Annotated in this window: 17 protein-coding genes; 9 read left to right on the plus strand and 8 right to left on the minus strand. The window is 34.8% G+C overall.

Translation table 11 applies throughout. The features are described from left to right. Positions 1-106 precede the first annotated feature (106 nt). Positions 107-1,300: a glycine C-acetyltransferase gene (kbl, locus tag ACFPH8_RS03120; RefSeq protein WP_376858421.1), complete on the minus strand. Its 1,194-nt coding sequence runs from the start codon at positions 1,298-1,300 to the stop codon at positions 107-109. 22 nt (positions 1,301-1,322) lie between these two features. Continuing rightward, the gene (locus ACFPH8_RS03125; protein ID WP_376858422.1) at positions 1,323-4,469 is read right to left on the minus strand and encodes a UvrD-helicase domain-containing protein; all 3,147 of its coding nucleotides are present in this window, start codon (positions 4,467-4,469) and stop codon (positions 1,323-1,325) included. Positions 4,470-4,597: 128 nt separating this feature from the next. Between ACFPH8_RS03125 and ACFPH8_RS03130 the strand changes: the two genes are divergently transcribed. After that, entirely contained in the window at positions 4,598-5,206 is a 609-nt protein-coding gene (locus ACFPH8_RS03130; protein ID WP_248397088.1) for a superoxide dismutase, read from the plus strand. Between the two features lie 584 nt (positions 5,207-5,790). On the opposite strand, the gene ACFPH8_RS03135 is transcribed toward ACFPH8_RS03130, so the two are convergent. The 4 genes from ACFPH8_RS03135 to purN all read right to left on the minus strand — a co-directional run bounded on the left by ACFPH8_RS03135 (position 5,791) and on the right by purN (position 10,124). Then, a complete protein-coding gene (locus tag ACFPH8_RS03135; RefSeq protein WP_376858423.1) occupies positions 5,791-7,689 on the minus strand; it encodes an amidophosphoribosyltransferase in 1,899 nt (632 codons plus the stop codon). A 70-nt stretch (positions 7,690-7,759) separates the two neighbouring features. Further along, on the minus strand, positions 7,760-8,686 hold the full coding sequence (locus ACFPH8_RS03140) for a PfkB family carbohydrate kinase (RefSeq protein WP_376858424.1): 927 nt from the start codon (positions 8,684-8,686) through the stop codon (positions 7,760-7,762). A gap of 101 nt (positions 8,687-8,787) precedes the next feature. Beyond that, a complete protein-coding gene (locus tag ACFPH8_RS03145) occupies positions 8,788-9,432 on the minus strand; it encodes a ribonuclease H1 domain-containing protein (RefSeq protein ID WP_376858425.1) in 645 nt (214 codons plus the stop codon). A gap of 125 nt (positions 9,433-9,557) precedes the next feature. Continuing rightward, positions 9,558-10,124, minus strand: a complete 567-nt coding sequence (gene purN / locus ACFPH8_RS03150) for a phosphoribosylglycinamide formyltransferase (protein WP_376858426.1) — start codon at positions 10,122-10,124, stop codon at positions 9,558-9,560. A 184-nt stretch (positions 10,125-10,308) separates the two neighbouring features. Between purN and ACFPH8_RS03155 the strand changes: the two genes are divergently transcribed. The 5 genes from ACFPH8_RS03155 (at position 10,309) to pyk (ending at position 14,593) form a co-directional block, all read left to right on the plus strand. Beyond that, positions 10,309-10,542, plus strand: a complete 234-nt coding sequence (locus ACFPH8_RS03155; protein ID WP_008637711.1) for an acyl carrier protein — start codon at positions 10,309-10,311, stop codon at positions 10,540-10,542. A 13-nt stretch (positions 10,543-10,555) separates the two neighbouring features. Further along, positions 10,556-11,806 carry a beta-ketoacyl-ACP synthase II gene (gene fabF, locus ACFPH8_RS03160; RefSeq protein WP_248397100.1) on the plus strand — a complete coding sequence of 417 codons (1,251 nt, stop codon included), beginning with the start codon at positions 10,556-10,558 and terminating at the stop codon, positions 11,804-11,806. A 7-nt stretch (positions 11,807-11,813) separates the two neighbouring features. After that, positions 11,814-12,554 (plus strand): ribonuclease III, encoded by a 741-nt coding sequence (gene rnc, locus ACFPH8_RS03165; RefSeq protein ID WP_376858427.1) that lies wholly within the window; start codon positions 11,814-11,816, stop codon positions 12,552-12,554. Positions 12,555-12,668: 114 nt separating this feature from the next. Then, complete coding sequence (locus tag ACFPH8_RS03170) at positions 12,669-13,151, plus strand: IPExxxVDY family protein (RefSeq protein ID WP_248397104.1); 483 nt, start codon at positions 12,669-12,671, stop codon at positions 13,149-13,151. Next, a complete protein-coding gene (gene pyk, locus ACFPH8_RS03175) occupies positions 13,151-14,593 on the plus strand; it encodes a pyruvate kinase (protein ID WP_248397105.1) in 1,443 nt (480 codons plus the stop codon). Before ACFPH8_RS03170 ends, pyk begins: the two co-directional genes overlap by 1 nt. A 100-nt stretch (positions 14,594-14,693) precedes the next feature. Here pyk and dinB read toward each other — a convergent pair whose 3' ends face one another. Next, positions 14,694-15,797, minus strand: a complete 1,104-nt coding sequence (dinB, locus tag ACFPH8_RS03180; protein WP_376858428.1) for a DNA polymerase IV — start codon at positions 15,795-15,797, stop codon at positions 14,694-14,696. 41 nt (positions 15,798-15,838) lie between these two features. Here dinB and ACFPH8_RS03185 point away from each other — a divergent pair, with 41 nt between their 5' ends. From ACFPH8_RS03185 to ACFPH8_RS03195, 3 genes are all read left to right on the plus strand, one after another. Continuing rightward, positions 15,839-16,498 (plus strand): NAD(P)H-binding protein, encoded by a 660-nt coding sequence (locus ACFPH8_RS03185; RefSeq protein ID WP_376858429.1) that lies wholly within the window; start codon positions 15,839-15,841, stop codon positions 16,496-16,498. 30 nt (positions 16,499-16,528) lie between these two features. Next, positions 16,529-17,002 carry a CYTH domain-containing protein gene (locus tag ACFPH8_RS03190; RefSeq protein ID WP_376858430.1) on the plus strand — a complete coding sequence of 158 codons (474 nt, stop codon included), beginning with the start codon at positions 16,529-16,531 and terminating at the stop codon, positions 17,000-17,002. Positions 17,003-17,072: 70 nt separating this feature from the next. Further along, positions 17,073-17,942 carry an endonuclease/exonuclease/phosphatase family protein gene (locus tag ACFPH8_RS03195; protein WP_376858431.1) on the plus strand — a complete coding sequence of 290 codons (870 nt, stop codon included), beginning with the start codon at positions 17,073-17,075 and terminating at the stop codon, positions 17,940-17,942. On the opposite strand, the gene pbpC is transcribed toward ACFPH8_RS03195, so the two are convergent. Beyond that, complete coding sequence (gene pbpC / locus ACFPH8_RS03200) at positions 17,929-20,280, minus strand: penicillin-binding protein 1C (protein ID WP_376858432.1); 2,352 nt, start codon at positions 20,278-20,280, stop codon at positions 17,929-17,931. The genes ACFPH8_RS03195 and pbpC overlap by 14 nt on opposite strands. Positions 20,281-20,284: the final 4 nt, after the last annotated feature.

Genomic DNA, 20,284 nt, shown 5'->3' on the forward strand with positions numbered 1-20,284 from the left:
TTAAGTGTTAATTGTAAACAAAAGTAAGTTGTTAAATATTATTAACAAAGACAAATATAGAAAAATATTGTATAATTCCCCTAAAATCTGCTTGTTTGTCCATATTTTAAATAATTTCTAATTGTTTGCCGACTTTTATAAAAGCAGAAATGGCTTGATCCAAATGCTCTTTTTCATGTGCGGCCGATAGTTGCACTCGAATACGTGCTTTATCCTTTGGTACTACTGGAAAAAAGAAGCCAATAACATAAATACCTTCTTTAAGTAACATATTTGCCATATTTTGCGATAATTTTGCGTCATATAACATAATAGGAACAATAGCCGAGTCGCCGTCCACAATATCAAAACCTGCTTTTTTAATACCTGCTTTAAAGTATTCTGTGTTCCACGCTAGTTTATCACGTAAGGTAGTATCTTTAGATAGCATATCAAACACCTTTATAGACGCACCAACAATAGCTGGTGCTAAAGAATTTGAAAATAAATAAGGTCTAGAACGTTGACGTAATATTTCAATAATTTCTTTTTTAGCTGTAGTATAACCTCCCATAGCTCCACCCATGGCTTTTCCTAAAGTTCCAGTAATGATATCAACACGATCCATAACACCTTTTTCTTCAAGGGTTCCACGTCCTGTTTTTCCTATAAAACCTGTAGCATGACATTCATCAATCATTACCATAGCATCATATTTATCCGCTAAATCGCAAATTTCATCTAGAGGTGCTAACAAACCGTCCATAGAAAAAACACCATCTGTAACTATAATTTTATGGCGCGCACCGTTTTTATTAGCGGCAATTAATTGTTTTTCCAAATCTTCCATATCATTATTTTGGTATCGATATCGGGCGGCCTTACATAAACGAACACCATCAATTATAGACGCGTGATTTAAAGAATCAGAAATGATAGCGTCTTCTTTGTCAAACAAAGGTTCAAAAACACCACCATTAGCATCAAAAGCGGCGGCGTATAATATGGTGTCTTCCGTTCCGTAAAAATCGGCTATTTTTTGTTCTAATTCTTTGTGGATATCTTGTGTTCCACAAATAAAACGCACTGAAGATAAACCAAATCCATGTGTATCCATAACATCTTTTGCTGCTTGAATAACATCTGGGTGTGAGGACAACCCTAAATAATTATTCGCACAAAAGTTTAAAACCGTCTCGCCTGTGCTTAATGTAATTTGCGCTCCTTGTGCAGAGGTAATGACACGCTCGGTTTTATAAAGTCCGTTGTCTTTTATTTCTTCTAACTCGTTCTCTAGGTGTTGTTGAATTTTTCCGTACATAATCTTTAATGTTTTTACAAAGTTAAAATTCTTTTATAGCAATGCCATCATTTATATAGATAAGTATTTTTTTAGTGACTTGAAAGTTCATAACCTTTAAAATAGATTCATAGCTTTCTAATTGCTGAATATGAGTTGGTAGTTCCTTTCCTGCTTTATAATCTATTATTACAGCATCTTTATTATTTTGAATGACCAATCGGTCTGGTCTTAAAATGCGGCCATCATTAGAAATAATATCACGCTCATTATAAACTGTTATGTTTTCATCCTTATAATAAGGTGCCAGTTTTGGATGATTAATAATTTGTAATACCGTTTCCTTTAAGACAGGTTCTTGCGTTTGATTAATAGTGCCATTTTCTAAAAAAGATTGCAAAACATAATCTACATCAGCTTCCGTTTTGATTTCAGCCATAATATCATGGATCAAGTTTCCTTTTTCAATGGCTTTTTCTTGAATGGTATCCCATAAACTTGCCGAACGCGTTATAATCTTAATATTGTGTGCTTCTTTTGGTGTTGAAATAAAACTATTCCGAATAATTGTTGACACCTCTTTAGCCTTCGTTTTAGATTCCTTTATTTGATTACCAAATTGATACAGGATTTGATTGTTTTCCCATGTACCTATTTGTTGCAAATAGTTAATTAAAAAGCCAGCATAACTTTTTTGGTTGACATCTCCTTTGGCATTGATATCCAATTTTGAAATTACGTATAATTGCTCAACAGGTCTGGTAAGGGCTACATATAAAATATTAATATTATCGAGTTCTAATTCGGATTGATGCCTATTAAAAATCTGCTTTCCAGCATCACCATAATTTTCAAAAGCTTTACTGTAATTTAATAGGGTGTGACTAAAACCATTAAAGGTTTCTGGATTAATAGGAAACCACTCTTGAGGTGTAATTTCTCGATATATATCTAAATCCGCAAAAGGGAATATTACCACAGGAAATTCGAGGCCTTTAGATTTATGAACCGTCATGATCTGAATAGCCTGATAACCTTCAGGCGTTACAATACTTAATTTCTCGTTTTTAGAGTCGAAATAATGCAAAAAGCTGCCAATATCGGCTAGTTGTTTTTCAGAAAATTCTAAAACCACATCCATATAATATTGAATAAATGCATCCGAATGTTTTACCAATTTAAATTGGCGAATGATGGTTTCTACCAAATCATAAAATGACAGCTGAATCAATTCATTATAATCAATAAAAAAGTCTAGCGACTCCAATTGCTTGAACAAGGCCGATACATGAAAAGGCATATGGGCTTTTAAAAAGCTATGTTTATCTTCAATGGCACATAAATGGGCAATATGTAGCAGAATTTCAGCTTTGGTTTCTTGATTTTCAGGCTGTAAAAGTAAGCGTAACACGTTGTTGACAAACTGCACATTTTGCGAGCTATTTAATAATAAAGTTTCAGACGACATGATGTTCAAGCCTTGTTCACTTAAATAATTAGCTATGGCAATGCCCTCTTTTTTCTTTCGGACCAAGACGCAAATATCGGCTTCCTGATACCCGTTTTCCAAACAGGATTTAATAGTGTTATATACTTCTTCGGAATAAGCTAAAGCTTTATCATCTACATCATTTAAATCCAAAAACTCTAATTGCACATAACCAGTCTCCTCTTTTCTTGTAAGCTGATTAGCCATTTGATATAAACCACTATGATCTGGATGACTAAATATAGTGTTAGATAAATAGTTAAAGAAACCATTGTTGAAATTGATAATTTCTTGAAAGCTTCTAAAATTTGATTCTAACGGAATTATTTTAGGTTCTAAATGGAAAGGATTTTCTGTTTGGTTATATAAGTTGATAAACTGTTCGGCTTTTCCACCACGCCATCTGTAAATAGCTTGTTTAGCATCGCCTACCAACATCATGCTTCCTGGTTGTGATGCTATGGCATTATCCAATAAGGGCGTTAAATTTTGCCATTGTAATTCAGATGTGTCTTGAAACTCATCAATAAAATAATGCTTGAACTTTTCGCCAATTCGTTCATAAATAAAAGGGGTTGGTTGGTTTTTTATTTCCTGACTAATTAAGCCATTAAACTCGGAAATAAGCATCACATTTTGTTCCTCTTTAATAAGTTGAAGTTCGGTATTTATAGCGCTTAAAACGGATAGTGGTGTTAGGTTTCTATAAATAGCTTTTAACAGTTTGAAATTTAATACGGCCGTTTTGGTGGTAATAAAAAACTCGGCTAATTGCGGTTGGACGCTTTCAATAGTTGCCGCAGTGTCTGCATCAGTTTTGGATTTTGGGTAAATTGCGCTGCCTTCTACTAATTCGGTAGGCCATTTTACGGTATCTACATTTTGATTAAAATCGCCATCTGATACCTTTTTGAAATAATTAGGAATAGACCCGCGTGAGAAATTTTCAAATACCAATCCATTATCGGCTATGAAATCTAGCGCTTGCGCTGCGCTATTCATACTTAATTGTTCTGTTTTTTTAATTTCCTCACGTAGTGTGTTTTTTAAAGCTTTAAAATCGTCTAACGTTTTGTCTTGAAGATTTTCAATAAACGGTCTGTCGTTCTCATTAACTAGCAATTTTGAAATGGCATAAAAATCTCTGGACACGTCCCAACTTTTATCATCATCGGCCTTTTCAATAGCAAAATCGACCAAGGTTTTGGTTAAGCGCTTATCAGTTCCGGCTTTGGAAATTAATCGGTCTACTGCTTCATTTAATAGGGTTTCAACATCTAAAGCGACTTCAAAATTTAAAGGTAATTTTAAATCGTGGGCAAAAGTTCTGATAATCTTGTGTGTAAAACCATCTATCGTGGATATATCAAAAGCCGCGTAATTATGCATAATAGCATCAAGAATCTTATAGCTTTTGGCGGTTAAATCATCTGCAGACAAATTTAAATCGCGACAAAGTTCATCAAACATGGGATTTGATTGTGTGGATATATCTTCTGAAGAAAATTTTTTTAAAGCATCTATTATTCGTGTTTTCATTTCGCCAGCTGCTTTATTGGTAAAGGTAATAGCGAGAATGTTTTTAAAAGCCAGCGTACTAGAAGCTTGTATTAAAATAGTTAAATAGGCTTTAACTAAAGTATAAGTTTTACCACTTCCAGCTGAAGCATTATAAATAAGATACGGATGGTTGGCCGGCATAAGAAATTTGAAATTTTATACAATATAAAAACTATCGATGAGTTGATAGGTATTTATTATTTTTAATTGATAGCGATATTCCGTAAATTTGAGAGAATTAAATTATTAACACTAAAAACAGATATATTATGGCTTTCGAATTACCGAAATTAAAATATGCTTATGATGCGTTAGAGCCGCACATAGATGCACGCACAATGGAAATACATCACTCTAAGCACCATGCTGGTTATACTTCAAAATTAAATGATGCTATAAAAGGTACGGATTTAGAGGGAAAAACAATAGATAATATCCTTATTAATTTGGATATGGATAACAAAGCGGTTAGAAATAATGGCGGTGGATTTTATAACCACTCCTTATTTTGGGACGTAATGAATCCAGAAGGAAAAGGCCGTTTGTCTGGCGACCTAAAAGATGCTATTGAAGCAGCTTACGGAAACATGGAAGAATTTAAAACAAAATTTAGTAATGCAGCAGCAACACAGTTTGGTTCTGGATGGGCTTGGCTATGTGTTCATAAAGGTGGTAAAGTTGAAATTTGCTCGACACCAAATCAAGATAACCCGCTAATGCCAGGTGTTGGTTGTGGTGGAACGCCAATTTTAGGATTGGATGTTTGGGAACATGCATATTACTTAAATTACCAAAACAGACGTCCTGATTATATTGATGCATTTTTTAATGTAATCAATTGGAATGAAGTTGAAAGACGTTATGCTGAGGCAAAATAAGGCGTAAAACGTTTAATTATATGGAAAGCAAATCTGAAAGGGTTTGCTTTTTTTTTGAACATGAAAGTATTGAAAATGAAAAAAGGCGAACAGATGTTCACCTTTTTTGCCCCAAATCTACCATAAACTTAACCTACTTATGTTATGGTGAAACAAATAAACGGCACTTATTTTCCACTAAAAAAAAAACTAGACAAACGACTTATAAACTGGGACAAACGAATATTTAAGCCTTAAAATCTATTTTTTTTAATTATAAAGCTGAAGTTTGTAAGCCTTTGAAAATGAATGGTAAAACCAATTAATATGTTATAATTGAGAAGTAAGAGCAACTTGCTCGCTGATTAAGGGTAGAATTCAATAATAATGAAAATGGTTTCAATTTTAGGTGTTTATTAAAAATAAAAAAAGGCGAACAGAAGTTCACCTTTTTTTGCCCCAAATCTACCATGAACTTAACCTACTTATGTTATGGTGATTCTAAAGTATATTATTTTTAAGCTTAAAAACTATTAATCCGATGAAATGCTAATAAACTCGATAAAAAGCAATATTATACAGGTAATTAGCACATATTCAATGTGTTAATACGCACGATCTTTGTTTCCTTCAAAGAAGTTAATAAAGGCACGATTTACAACACGATTACCTCCTGCTGTTGGATAATTGCCCGTAAAGTACCAATCGCCTAAATTTTTAGGACACGCTTTATGTAAATTTTCTATGGGCTGGAATATGGCAACAACTTCCGCGTTAATGTTTTCATTAGATATTAATTGGGCTATTTTATCCGAAATGTCATCAGCTGAAAATTGCGAATACAAATCTTTTACAAAATTCCGAACATCTTTATCTTCCAATTCAACTTGGGCCTTACATTTGTCGTAAACCTCTTGTATTAAATGGTATTTGTTGTTTTCTTCCAATAATTCTAACATGGCTCTGAAGGCAATTAAATCTTCCAAACGTGCCATATCTATACCATAACAATCGGGATATCTAATTTGTGGTGCAGATGAAACGACTATAATCTTTTTAGGATGTAAGCGATCCATCATTTTTATAATACTTTTCTTTAATGTGGTACCACGAACAATACTATCGTCAATAATTACCAAATTATCGGTTGGTTTAATGACTCCATAGGTTACATCATAAACGTGAGCTACTAAATCGTCGCGACTACTATCTTCCGTAATAAAGGTTCTTAACTTAACATCCTTTATGGCTATTTTTTCAATACGTGGTCGTTCAGATAAAATATTGGTGACAACTTCTGCGCTCAATTTTCCATTACCGTCTAAAATAGCTTGCGTCTTTTTCTTGTTTAAATGTTCCTCAACCGTTTCTATCATACCAAAGAAAGACGTTTCCGCGGTATTAGGAATATAAGAAAACACAGTATTCTTGGTGTCGTTATCAATGGCTTCTAAAACTTTAGGCATTAAAAATTTACCCAAGTTTTTTCGTTCTTGATAAATTTCAGCATCACTACCACGCGAAAAATAAATACGTTCAAAAGAACAGGCTTTACGCTCTAAAGGTTCCAGTATTTTTTTAATAGCAACTTCACCGGATTTTTTGGTAATTATGGCATGTCCAGGTTCTAACTCCTTAACATCATCAAAATCTACATTAAATACAGTCTGGATAACAGGACGTTCAGAAGCTACTACAACTACTTCATCATCCTTATAGTAATAAACCGGTCTTATTCCTGCTGGATCGCGAAGAACAAAGGAATCTCCATGTCCTAATAATCCAGCCATAGCATAACCACCATCCCAATCTTTAGCGGATTTTTTTAGGATTTTAGCAACATTTAAACGCTCTGCAATTAAAGGTGAGCATTCATGCTTGTTATATCCTTCTTTTTTTAATTTTCTGTATATTTTGGAAACAGCATCATCTAAGAAGTGACCTATTTTTTCCATAATAGTAACGGTATCTGCCATCTCTTTAGGATGCTGACCTATACGCACCAAACCATCAAAAAGCTCATTAACATTGGTCATGTTAAAGTTTCCAGCCACAATCAGGTTTCTATGCATCCAGTTGTTTTGGCGTAAAAATGGATGGACACTCTCAACACTATTTTTACCAAATGTTCCGTAACGCACATGTCCTAAAAGTACTTCACCTATATATGGAATGTGTTTTTTTTGAAGTTCCACATTATCAACATATTCCGGGTTTTCGGTAAGCTCCTTATTAATGCGTTCATTTATTTGTGCAAAAATGTCCTGAATAGGTTGTTGTGCAATGGAGCGGACACGACTAATGTAGCGTTCGCCAGGTTGCGTATCTAATTTAATACTAGCAAAACCAGCACCATCTTGTCCTCGGTTGTGCTGTTTTTCCATTAACAAATACATTTTATTAACACCATAAAAGGCGCTACCGTATTTTTCTTTATAGAATTCCAGTGGTTTAAGTAAGCGAATTTGTGCAATACCACATTCATGTTTTAAAGCGTCACTCATTGTTGTGTTGTGTTGTAGTGTGTACTATTATGTAAATTAAAAACGCGCTCAATTTATGAGCGCGTTTGTATTATGTTAATTCAATATCGAATTGTGTTAAACTCTTAAACTGTTGCAAGCGTTGGTGAACTTCGTTACTTTTTAAATTCACCATGCGTTCTGTGCCAAATTTCTCGACACAAAAGGAGGCTAATGTAGACCCATAGATCACGGCATTCTTAATGTTGTCAAACGAAACATCATCAGATTTTGCTAAATAACCTGCAAAACCACCAGCAAATGTATCTCCAGCACCTGTAGGATCAAAAACTTCTTCTAATGGTAAAGCTGGGGCGTAGAATACTTTATCATTATGAAACAATAATGCACCATGTTCACCTTTCTTAATCACCACATATTTTGGTCCCATATCATGAATTTTTCTAGCCGCAACAACTAACGAATATTCGCCAGTAAGTTGTCTTGCTTCTTCATCATTAATGGTAATTACATCTACCTTTTTAATTACGTTTAGCAAATCGTCTAATGCACAATCCATCCAGAAATTCATGGTGTCTAAAATCACCAATTCTGGCTTGTTTTCCATTTGTTCTAAAACGCTTAATTGCACTAAAGGATGTAGGTTTCCAAGCATCACAATTTTGGCATCGCGATAATTGGTTGGAACTACTGGTTGGAAATCTGCTAATACATTCAGCTCTGTTGCCAAGGTGTCACGCGTGTTCATATCATTATGATATTTACCACTCCAGAAAAATGTTTTGCCTTCCTTTACAATTTCAACACCTGAAATATCAACGTTTCTTTCTGATAATAAATTTAGATATTCCTGTGGAAAATCGCCACCAACAACTGAAACAGCTGCTGCATCCACATTAAATTGCGAAGCGGCAAGTCCAATATATGTAGCTGCGCCTCCTAAAATTTTATCAGTTTTTCCAAAAGGTGTTTCAATAGCATCAAAAGCTACGGTTCCTACAATTACTAATTTACTCATAAAAAGGTTTCAAATTTTGATGCAAATATAGGGTTTTTGATAACTAAAAAACGAATTTATTTAAGTTCAAAGTGTTTTAAAAAAGAAGAGATTGTGCGCATTTACTTACGACCAAAATCTGCAGGAATTTCTCCCCAAGCTTTCGTTTCCCATTTTACAATAGTGGTTGTATAAGTATTTTCTTTCAGCCATTTTACGCCACGATCTACCAATTCAAACATTTTTTCGTTTTTAGAATTACGTGGTAATTTGGTATTACAGGTTTTTTTACGCACCCAGCTCATAGCTATTTTAGAATCCGTGTACAAAATGCGGTCGCTATTATGTTGCTTTAAAAATGCTAATCCGTGAACAAGTGCTAAAAATTCGCCAATATTATTAGTCCCTTCCGGAAAAGGACCTTGAATAAATAATTGTTTTTTAGATTTAGTGTCTACACCTCTATATTCCATAATACCTGGATTTCCAGACGATGCAGCATCAACAGATATAGAATTATAATTTGGAAGGCCTATTTTTTTGAGTTGGGTTTCAGATAATTCACTTTTAAATCCTTTCTTCTTGCCAATAAAATCTTTGTAATTACTGTTTAAAGCTTTTTTGGCCGCATCAAAGGTGTCAAAAGATTTATAAACTGCACCTTGGTAATCCTTAACCTGCGCTTTGCAGTCGTTCCAAGTTTCAAAAACACCAGTTTTATGACCTTTCCAAACGGTATAATATTTTTTCTTCTTCTTTTTGGACACGAATTATGCGGTTTAGTTTAAAATAGTATTGGTGTTTTGCTTGGTCATTCAGAGCAATAGCGATGAATCTCTTTTATTCCATATTCTATAGAGATTCTTAAGTCGTACCTCCTTCTGAATGCCATTTATTTGCTTAATAGTTCCTCAATTACTTTCGGAAAATGTTCCATTTCCAATGCATGAATTTTTTCGGCTACACCTTCGGCAGTATCTGTAGGTAAAACAGGACAGGTTGCTTGAAATATGAGTGCGCCTTCATCATAATGTTCGTTTACATAATGAATACTAATACCTGTTTCAATTTCTTTATTAGCAACAATAGCATGATGAACATGCATACCATACATACCTTTACCACCATAATTAGGCAAAAGTGCAGGGTGAATATTAATAACTTTATTTGGGAACGCTGCCAAGATATGCTCGGGAAATTTCCACAGAAAACCCGCTAATACAATTAAATCGGGTTGAAAGGTTTGTAGGATATTCAAAACATCATCGGACTTTGAAAACGCTTGTCTATTGAATGAAAACGCGCTAATATTTAGATTTTTAGCACGCTCCAGTACTTTGGCATGAGGATTGTTGGTCATAACATGCGTAACTTTAACATGCGCGTTGTTTAGAAAAAACTTAATTAAATTTTCAGCATTAGATCCAGATCCGGACGCAAAAATTACAATACGTTTCATATAGCAGCTTGTCAAGTCATGATTAGTTCCGCAAAAAAAAGAATAAATTATAACAATTAGAAGGTAAAAAGGATTTACTTAAAGGAAATTTAGTAAATTACAACCACATTTTTGCAGTAAAGGTGTGGAATAAGAATAAAATTTTTATTTTTGCCAACTAATTAAAACTTAAAATTAAAAGATTATGTCAGACATTGCATCAAGAGTAAAAGCGATTATCGTAGACAAATTAGGTGTTGATGAAAACGAAGTTGTAACTGAAGCTAGCTTCACGAACGATTTAGGAGCAGATTCATTAGACACTGTAGAATTAATCATGGAATTCGAAAAGGAATTCGATATTCAAATCCCAGACGATCAAGCAGAAAACATTGCAACGGTTGGTCAAGCTATCTCTTATATAGAAACAGCAAAATAATTCATTAGAATTTATGGAATTAAAGCGAGTTGTAGTTACTGGTTTAGGAGCACTAACACCTATAGGGAATACCAAAGATGAATTTTGGGAAGCACTAGTAAGTGGAAAGAGTGGTGCTGCACCTATAACGTATTTTGATACTGAAAAGTTCAAGACAAAATTCGCTTGCGAATTAAAAAACTTTAATGCCACCGATTTTCTTGACAGAAAAGAAGCGCGAAAAATGGACCGGTTTACGCAGTATGCTATGGTAGCTTCAGATGAAGCTATTGCAGATTCTAAACTGGACCTAGACGCGGTAAACAAATTAAGAGTCGGTGTTATTTGGGGAGCAGGAATAGGTGGTTTGGAAACCTTCCAGGACGAAGTTTTAAACTTTGCTGCTGGTGATGGCACACCAAGATTTAACCCATTCTTCATTCCGAAAATGATTGCAGATATTGCACCAGGAAACATTTCCATTAAACATGGATTTATGGGCCCTAATTATACAACAGTATCTGCTTGTGCATCTTCGGCCAATGCTATGATTGATGCGCTAAACTATATTCGTTTAGGACATTGTGATGTTATAGTAACCGGTGGAAGTGAAGCTGCAGTAACTATTGCAGGTATGGGTGGTTTTAACGCCATGCATGCCTTGTCAACTAGAAATGAAAGCCCAGAAACAGCCTCAAGACCTTTTGATGCTACCAGAGATGGTTTTGTATTAGGTGAAGGTGCTGGTGCTATTGTACTAGAAGATTACGAACATGCCAAAGCGCGTGGAGCTAAAATTTATGCGGAAGTATTAGGAGGCGGTATGTCTTCAGATGCCTACCACATGACAGCGCCACATCCAGAAGGAATTGGTGTGATTGCAGTAATGAGAAATTGTTTAGAAAACGCAGGCTTAAAACCAGAAGAAGTTGATCATATCAACACGCATGGAACGTCAACACCTCTAGGAGATGTTGCCGAACTGAAAGCAATTTCTGAAGTGTTTGGAGCGCATGCTAAAAATATTAATATCAATTCAACAAAGTCTATGACAGGTCACCTGTTAGGAGCTGCTGGTGCTATTGAGTCTATTGCGTCTATATTAGCAATGGAACACGGTATGGTACCACCAACTATAAATCATGAGGTTGCTGATGAAAATATTGATTCTGAATTAAATTTAACGTTAAACAAAGCACAAAAACGCGATGTTAAAGTTGCCATGAGTAATACGTTTGGTTTTGGTGGCCATAATGCATGCGTATTATTTAAAAAAATTGATTAAACAACGAATGAAAAACATTCGAAACATATTAAATTCCCGTTCAAAATCTGGCGGGAATTTTTTTGTATGTATCCATAATATTCTTGGCTTCAAACCCAAAAATATAGCCTATTACAAAAAAGCATTCACCCATCGCTCCATGAACATTAAGGATGCGGAAGGTCACCCTATTAATTATGAGCGTCTAGAATTTTTAGGCGATGCTATGCTAGGGTCTGTAATTGCATCACATTTATATTCTGAAGTGCCAAGTGGCGATGAAGGCTATTTAACAAAAATGCGTTCTAAAATTGTAAGTCGCGAGCATCTTAATGAGCTTGGAAAAGACTTAAATTTAATTGATTTAGTTGAAAGTAAAATACCTAAAGGTCATTTTGGTGATAATATTTATGGCAATTTATTTGAAGCGTTAGTTGGCGCTATATTTTTAGATCGTGGGTATAAGTATTGCGAAAAGTTTATCTACAAAAAAGTTATTATCCCATATGTAGATATTTCTCAATTGGAAGGTAAAGTAATTAGCTACAAAAGCTTACTGATTGAATGGTGCCAAAAGGAGAAAAAAGTTTTCGATTATAATGTTTATGAAGATACTGGTAATGATGACATTCGCCATTTTGCCGTAAAATTATCTGTTGATAATAAAGTGGTAGCAAAAGCACGAGCTACCTCCAAGAAAAAGGCAGAAGAAAAAGCCTCTAAACGCGCCTTTTTTGTTTTTCAAAATCAGATGTCCAAAGATAACTAGCGTATAAAGTTACGATAACGTTTGTGTAACACATTCCTGTTAAGTTTAATATAAACAACATCCAATTATAGCTATTATACACTATCTTTACAAATAGTTTTGATGATTATGCTAATGCAAAAACTAGACTTAAACGATTTTTTAGATACCATAGATTATGCACTAATTGGTATTCATAGCCCTTTAGAAAGTTACCGGTTAGCCTATTTTCTAAATAAAGAATTACAACTTCTTTTATCAAGACAAAAAGCCGATTTAGACTTCGGAAACAACACACAGTACGAAATTTTTGAATGGGTAGATGCGCATAAATTTGCCACATGGCATTTAGTATCAAATAGCTGCCAAGTAGAAGTAATAACGACGGAAAATGATAATTCTCTTTTTGGTTCTCAAGACCAGCGAACCACAGAAACCTATCATTTAATACCCGAATACAAAACGGTGAATTATTTTTTGAAAATTTCTGATGACGCTATTACAGAAGATCAAGTTCAGGAGCTAACTAAAAAAATTCAATCCATTCCGAATGTTGTTGCCGCTTATAGTGTCAACCCTTCGGAACTAAAATCTAAAAACAACTTAATATTTTATTAATGTTAAAAAGAAAAAAAACAAAAATAGTAGCCACATTAGGACCAGCAACAAGCACGAAAGCCGTTTTAAAGGCTATGCTTGACGAAGGTGTAAATGTGTTTAGAATTAACTTTTCACATGCCGATTATAAAGATGTAGAAGAGCGCATTGGAATGATTCGTGAATTAAACGATGAATTTGGATACAATGCCGCCATTTTAGGTGATTTGCAAGGTCCAAAATTGCGTGTCGGAACCATGAAAGGTGAAGTGATTGTAAATGAAGGAGACGAAATTATTTTTGCAACAGGAAAACGTTTTGAAGGAACCAAAGAACGGGTTTATATGACCTATGATAAGTTTCCTCAAGATGCCAAACCAGGCGAACGGATTCTGTTAGATGACGGGAAACTTATTTTTGAAGTCGTATCAACCGATAAAAAATCGGAAGTCAAAGCGCGCGTTATTCAAGGTGGACCATTACGCTCTAAAAAAGGCGTTAATTTACCAAACACGAATATATCGCAACCGGCTTTAACAGAAAAGGATATTGAAGATGCTATTTTTGCCATTAAAATGGAAGTAGATTGGATGGCTTTATCCTTTGTACGTCATGCAGAAGATTTAATGCAATTAGAAGAATTAATCAGTAAGCACAGTGACCATAAAATTCCAATTATTGCTAAAATTGAAAAGCCAGAAGCGGTAGAAAATATCGATAAAATTGTTGCCTATTGCGATGGTTTAATGGTAGCTCGTGGCGATTTAGGTGTGGAAATTCCAGCGGAAGAAGTGCCTCTTATTCAAAAACAATTGGTATTACGCGCAAAACAAGCTCGTATTCCCGTAATTATTGCAACACAAATGATGGAAACTATGATTTCCAGTTTAACACCAACACGAGCGGAAGTTAATGACGTGGCCAATTCAGTTATGGATGGTGCCGATGCCGTTATGCTTTCAGGTGAAACTTCTGTAGGGCAATATCCGGTTCAGGTAATTAGACAAATGTCTAATATTATCAAAAGTGTGGAAGATTCCAACTTGATAAAAGTACCACAAATGCCACCTCATATTCGAACCAAACGTTTTATAACAAAATCTATTTGCTATCATGCCGCCAATATGGCAAACGAAATTGATGCAAAAGCTATTTCTACATTAACAAATAGTGGTTATACGGCTTTCCAAATTTCGGCATGGCGACCAAAAGCACATATTTTAGTATTCTCGTCTAACCGCAGGATTTTAACCCAACTGAATTTACTTTGGGGTGTAAAAGCATTTTTCTATGATAAATTTGTGAGTACAGATGAAACCATTGAAGATGTTAATACCATAGCTTGTCAAAAAGGCTATTTGGAAGAAGGTGATATGTTGGTGAGTTTAGCAGCTATGCCAATTCAGGATAAAGGCATGGTAAATACGCTTCGAGTGACTGAAATAACAAGTTGTAATTTTTAAGAATCGACCACCATTCTAATATAGAAGGACCTCATTAATCATAAAACTAATGAGGTTTTTTTGAATTCTATTTTATTAAACGCTCCCCCAAGATGCTATTCTAAAAAGCAAACTGCAATTGCACACTAACCGCTTTTTTTTCTTCGGGTTTTTTGGTTTTTTTATCGGTGTTGAGGTTGGATAATGAGATTCCTAAAAGTCGCACCGAATTTTGCATACTTTTTTGATACAATAAATCTTTGGCTGTTTCTAAAATTACGCTGGCATCACTCACAAAATACGGCAATGTTTTACTGCGTGTTTGCATGGTAAAATCGCTATATTTTATTTTTAAAGTGATGGTTTTTCCCGCCACATCACTTTTTATTAATCGTTTGGACACTTCGTCTGCAATATGTTCTAACTTTTCCAACATGAAAATTTCCGAGGATAAATTTTCACTAAAGGTCCGCTCGGCAGCTAATGACTTTCGAATTCTATTTGGTTTAACTTCGCTGGTATGTATCCCGCGAACCACTTGGTAATAAAAACGACCAGATTTACCAAAATGTGTGTCTAGGTATTCACTGGTTTTCGACTTCAAGTCGGTGCCTGTAAAAATACCGAGCTGATACATTTTCTCGGCCGTTACTTTCCCAACACCATAAAATTTCCGAATATCTAAACCTTCTAAAAAGGGTAAAACATCTTCAGGATTTACCGTTTTCTGGCCATTAGGTTTGTTGTAATCACTGGCAATTTTTGCAATAAATTTATTGATGGAAATTCCGGCGGAAGCTGTTAAGCCGACTTCATTAAAAATACGCGTTCGGATTTCTTGGGCTATTAAACTCGCACTGGGATTGCCTTTTTTATTTTCGGTAACGTCTAGATAGGCTTCATCTAAAGACAAAGGTTCTACCAAATCGGTATAATCGTAAAAAATGTTCCGAATCTGTTTAGAAATTTCACGATACCGATCAAAACGGGTTTTAGTAAATATTAAGTCAGGGCACAAACGTCTGGCTTGCATACCGCTCATGGCACTACGAACGCCAAACTTCCGAGCTTCATAACTAGCAGCACTAACTACACCACGATTACCAGAACCACCAACAGCCACTGGCTTCCCTTTTAATTCAGGATTATCCATTTGCTCTACAGACGCATAAAAGGCGTCCATATCCACATGAATAATTTTTCTAATGGGAAATGTGTCTGGCATGATGTAAATTTATAATATCTTTAGCATATAAACAGGTCAATATGGGGAAAACAGCTATCATTTTAGGAGCAACAGGATTAACTGGCGGTTTGCTATTGCAGCAACTTCTGGACGATAACAGATATGATAAAATTAAGTTGTTTTCACGATCATCTTGTGGTATTGGTAATCCCAAAATTGAAGAGCATTTGGTGGATTTATTCGAATTAAAATCCCACCAAGAACAGTTTACAGGCAACGTGGTCTTTTGTTGTATAGGAACCACCAAAGCAAAAACGCCTGACCAGGAAACCTATTTAAAAATTGATTATGGTATTCCTGTTTCCGCCGCTGAAATGGCTAAAGAAAATGGGATTAAAACCTATATTGTGATTTCTGCCTTAGGTGCTGATAAAAACAGTAAGGTGTTTTACAATCGTACGAAAGGTAGAATGGAAGAGGCCGTTTTGGCACAACAAATATCAAATACCTACGTGCTCCAACCATCTCTAATTGGTGGGAGTCGTGATGAAAACCGTTTAGGTGAAAAACTAGCTAAAATTGCTATGACTGTGGTTAATCCATTTTTAATAGGTTCATTGGCTAAATACAAATCCATCCAACCAGAAACCATTGCAAAATGCATGGTGTTTTTAGATAATAACAATTATCCAGATAGTCGGATTTTGTCGGATGATATTAAACACATTGCAAATCAATAACGCATTTTCGCTTCAGCGAAATCTTTAAATATGATTGAAATAGAACGCAAATTTTTAGTCACTTCAGAACAATTTAAAACTGAAGCTATTCGAAAAACACGGATTAAACAAGGGTTTTTAAATACGGATAAGGCACGAACGGTTCGTGTGCGCCTCAAAGGAGAAATTGGTTTTATTACGGTTAAAGGTGTATCTTCCGATGATGGATTATCGCGTTTTGAATGGGAAAAAGAGATTTCAAAACCCGATGCTGAAGCCTTATTAAAATTATGTGAAATAGGCATTATTGATAAAATACGTTATGATATAGAAGTTGGTAAACATGTCTTTGAAGTCGATGAGTTTTTTGGAGAAAATGCAGGTTTGATTGTTGCTGAAGTAGAACTTAAACACCCAACCGAATCATTTGAAAAACCCAATTGGCTTGGCAACGAAGTAACAGGAGAAACTAGATATTACAATTCGCAATTGAGTAAGAACCCTTTTAAAAATTGGAATTCATGAGGGATTTTGTAAGTTTCAATAGAAATATAGCTGCTTTATTAGCAGGTAAAATTGAAAATCTACAGCCTTAATGAAACAATTAAAAATAGGTATTCAAATTATTTTTATTGTTGCTGTAATAATTCATTTTACGGTTAAAGATTACTTCTATGTGTCTGCCATCATCTTTTATGCATTTCCGCTTCCAATTATCATGCTGTTATCTTCTTTTTCAATTATCGTTAATAAGAAATGGCGCAAAATCTCCATGTTATTTCTACTGGTTTTAAGTGTCATTTGGTATTTTAAAAGCTATGTTTCAAATCATGAAAATGCCGCTACTGAAGGTTTAGAAGTCGTTGTTTGGAATGCGGGGCATGATCAAAGTTTTGAAGAGGCTTTTATTGAAAACAAACAAATTCCAGATGTCTTGGTTTTAATAGAATGCAATTTAAAATCGATTCAAGAAACCCGAAATAAATATCCAAATTATTATTTTCACTTATCGGAAGAGGAGATTGGCATTTTCTCGAAAACACCTTTAAAAATCATTAGTGAAGTAACTTCTGAAACCAATTCTACCGTTTTAAAATTTGCCACAAATAACATCATTTTTTATGCAGTTGATTTAACGGCTGAAATATTTAATTCCAGAAAAGAGGAGCTTCAATTTGTATACGCGAATATAGAATATCATAATAATTCGGTTGTTTTAGGCGATTTTAATACACCTCTAGAATCCATTTATTTCGAAGACTTTAGAAACAATTACAATCATGCGTTTTCTGTTAAAGGAAAAGGCTTTAAAGAAACTTGGTTTTGGAATTTACCACTTTTATCACTGGATCATATTTGGGTGTCTCATAATTTGAAAATAAACAAAACCGATAAAATATCTACCTGGAAATCGGATCACAGTATGTTGCGAACGTATGTAAGTCGACCAACTATTCGGAAATAGTCATCCAGCGTTTGGCTTCATTACCAAAGGTATCTACAACCGTTAGCAAATGTTTTCCTTTTTTAGGAAGAATCCCAAATTCATGAATATTTTGCGTACTCCCTAAAAACTGCTCATTTAAATACCAAAATACGGTGGTTTCAGGTTTGGAATGTGCTATTTTTAAAATGAGCTCATTGGTTTTTCCGCTAAAATCCTTCGGAAGAAAAATGGTGTTGTTATCATTGGGGTAAATGAATTGCATTGAAACGGCATTTTCCCCTAAACAATCTGCTCTAAAAGGTGGTAAGGGTTTGTAAAAGGGATTTTTGGTTTTATAATAATAAGCCATTAATGGTGGTAATACAAACCACGATTTATGCGAAATATCGGCAATCGACTCACAGGAGGAATTCACTTGAAACTGCTCTAAATTATCTAAATGAACCAATACATGATACGGACAAGGCTTGGTTTTTAATCCAGAAACTTGAATAAATTTTTGTTCTACCGCATCACAATTTGGCGATGCACGATGACCACTTTGTTGGCAAATACTTACTTCCTGCATTTCATCAAACGGTTTTGAAAACCAATCGCTATTCGGTAATAGGTTAAACACATCAAATAAAATGGGTGCAGCAGTTTGTACACCTACCAAACCAGGTCTACCTTCACCATCCGCATTACCAATCCAAACACCAACCACATAATTTTTAGTTGTTCCAATAGCCCAAGCATCACGGAAACCAAAACTAGTACCTGTTTTCCAAGCTATTTGTTTGGAACCATCATAAAACTCCCAATTATCATCGCCTTCTGGTCTGTTTACCTCCTTTAAACTTTCGTAGGTTAAATAGATGGAAGCGGCATCAAAAAGCGTTTTATCAGCAGTTTTTTTTCCGAAATCAACTGTTTCGGAGTTGATAAATGTCGGTTCAGAAAATTCGTTACTAAAATATTCACTAGATGTTTCCGAAAAATGATTTAGGGTTGAAGACAGCGCAGCATAACTTTTACATAAATCCCACAAATTACTTTCAGCACCTCCTAAAATAAGCGATAATCCATAATAATTGGCAGATTCTGAAAGATCTTTAAGTTCTAGTTTTTTTAAGTATTGATAGAATCTATCTAACCCAAATTCCTGCAACATTCTAACCGATGGCACATTTAAAGAGCGTGATAAGGCTTGACTAGCCGGAACAGCTCCATCATAGGTTTTGTTGTAATTTTCTGGATTATAGCTTCCATACTGTGTTGGTATGTCCGCAACTAATGTGTTTGGTAATAAATCGCCAGCATCCAACATAGCAGCATATAAAAAAGGTTTTAAAATACTACCCGTGCTTCGGGGTTTATCAATAATGTCCACATCTTTTTGGTGTAATTTTTCTGTTGGTGTATTTCCAACATAAGCTAAAACTTTTCTGGTTTTAACATCTAAAACTAAAACAGCCCCATTGTGAATCCCGTTTTGCTTTAGTTGATTATAATGTGTTTTTACCAGTTGATTTACGCGCTCTTGTAAATGATTATCAATCGTTGTTTGTACCCGTTTTCCCGAATGTGTTGTCGCTACTTTTTGTAATAAATGTGGAGCCGTTTGTGGCAATGCATACGGTTTTTGCGGTAAACCTTCGGCAATAGATAATTGATAGGTTAAAGAATCAATAATAGCGTTGTCTCGTAATTTTTTGAGCAAACGATTGCGCTTATTACGTAATTGTTCTTGATTCTTTCCAGGATAAATTAAACTTGGCGCATTGGGTAAAACAGCCAAGGTTGCATGTTCTGACCACGATAATTGATTGGCATCGCGATTAAAATACCGCCAAGATGCGGCATCCAGTCCAACCACGTTTCCACCAAATGGTGCATTGCTGGCATAATAGGCTAAAATTTGATCTTTGCTTTCGCGAAATTCCAAACGGGTTGCTAATATAATTTCAATAACTTTTTCAAAGTAGGTTCTATTTTGCCCTTTTCGGGATAAACGGATTACTTGTTGTGTGAGCGTACTTCCACCACGTTTAATGCCATCAGATTTTAAATTATCTCTAAAGGCTTTAAAAATAGAAATTGGATTAAAACCAGGATGTTTGTAGAAATAGGCATCTTCAAAAGCAATAATACAGGTTTTAAATTTTTCTGGAATAGAATCGTTTTGTGGAAATCGCCATTGACCATCACGTGCAATTTGTGCACCTAAAAGGCGATTGTTTTGGCTGGTAATTACAGTCGCTGTTGGATCTGTAAATAATTGATTGGGTAAACAGAAATAATAGGCAATGAGTAATAGGAATACTATTGCCGATTTTATTTTATTTGCTTTTATGTAAGATATAACCTTCTTCATTTAG

The organism is Bizionia hallyeonensis (assembly GCF_042657385.1).
GTDB lineage: Bacteria > Bacteroidota > Bacteroidia > Flavobacteriales > Flavobacteriaceae > Algorimicrobium > Algorimicrobium hallyeonense.